Genomic DNA, 1120 nt, shown 5'->3' on the forward strand with positions numbered 1-1120 from the left:
GGATTCTCCATCTCGATGACCCCATGTTTTCTGGCAGCATCCTACTACAACATGACTTGTGTGTACTTAGTAGCCCTCTGGGAGAGAGGTTTGGAGAGAGGGCAAAATCAGACCGTCGAACTGACACTTTACAATAGAGGCGATCGCTAACCACACGGCTACCCTTTTACTCGCCAGCCTGGCGACCGAGTTCCATGATTGCCAGCTCTGAGCACATTCATCTTTCACCCGAAGCGTATCTGGAATGGGAAGCCCAGCAGCCCATCAAATACGAATATCTGCATGGCGAAGCCTACGCCATGACCGGCGGTACCCTGGCCCATAACGACATTGCTGTCAATCTCACGACGCTACTCAAGGCTCACTTGCGGGGCGGTCGCTGTAAGGTTCGCATGGCCGATGCCAAAGTGGGTGTCACGGCCAAAGGCCCCTTTTTCTACCCCGATATTTTAGTGACCTGCAACGACGCCGATCGCACCGCCAAAACGCTCGTACAGCATCCCTGTCTGATTATTGAGGTGTTGTCTCCTGGCACGGAGGGCTACGACCGGGGCGAAAAATTTAGGCAGTATCGCCAGCTCGACTCTTTGCAGGAGTACGTTTTAGTCGATGCTGAGAGTATGGGCGTTGAAGTTTATCGACTCAATGCCGCCCAAAAATGGGAGCTAACGCCCTATTTTCCTGAAGCGAATGGGCAAACGGAATTCCTGATGGTTGACTTTCTTAGTGTTGATTTGCAATGTGCGATCGCTGCCATTTACGAAGACATTGATTTTTCTGAGGAGCCAGCCCAATCCTAAAACCTCCTGATCCTGAAGTCAGGAAAGTACTGTTATGCAAGTGCTTCAAGCCAAAAGATGGTTGCCGCTGAGATGTTTAGTGCACAACTCAATAGATTTAGTACGGATGAATTTGCGATCATTTGATCTTCAGAGAGATCTCAGAAACAAATTATTTCTAAAGTAAAAGATGGCGAAGAATACCGATCTTTTGTACCTGAAATAAAATTGCCGCTGGCTGTAGTCATAGTGGAACCGTTACTCATACCAATTCTCTATAAAGCTGCATAGAATAGAGCCTCAAGGATAAAGTCATAGCCGGTCAAGGAGGCGATGGCCTC

General features: G+C 48.7%; 1 protein-coding gene. It reads left to right on the top strand.

What is annotated here, in order from left to right:
• The first annotated feature begins 194 nt into the window (after nucleotides 1-194).
• Complete coding sequence (locus JUK32_RS00650) at nucleotides 195-800, top strand: Uma2 family endonuclease (protein WP_204136937.1); 606 nt, start codon at nucleotides 195-197, stop codon at nucleotides 798-800.
• Nucleotides 801-1120: the final 320 nt, after the last annotated feature.

This window comes from Halomicronema sp. CCY15110 (assembly GCF_016888165.1).
Taxonomy (GTDB): Bacteria; Cyanobacteriota; Cyanobacteriia; order Phormidesmidales; family Phormidesmidaceae; genus Halomicronema.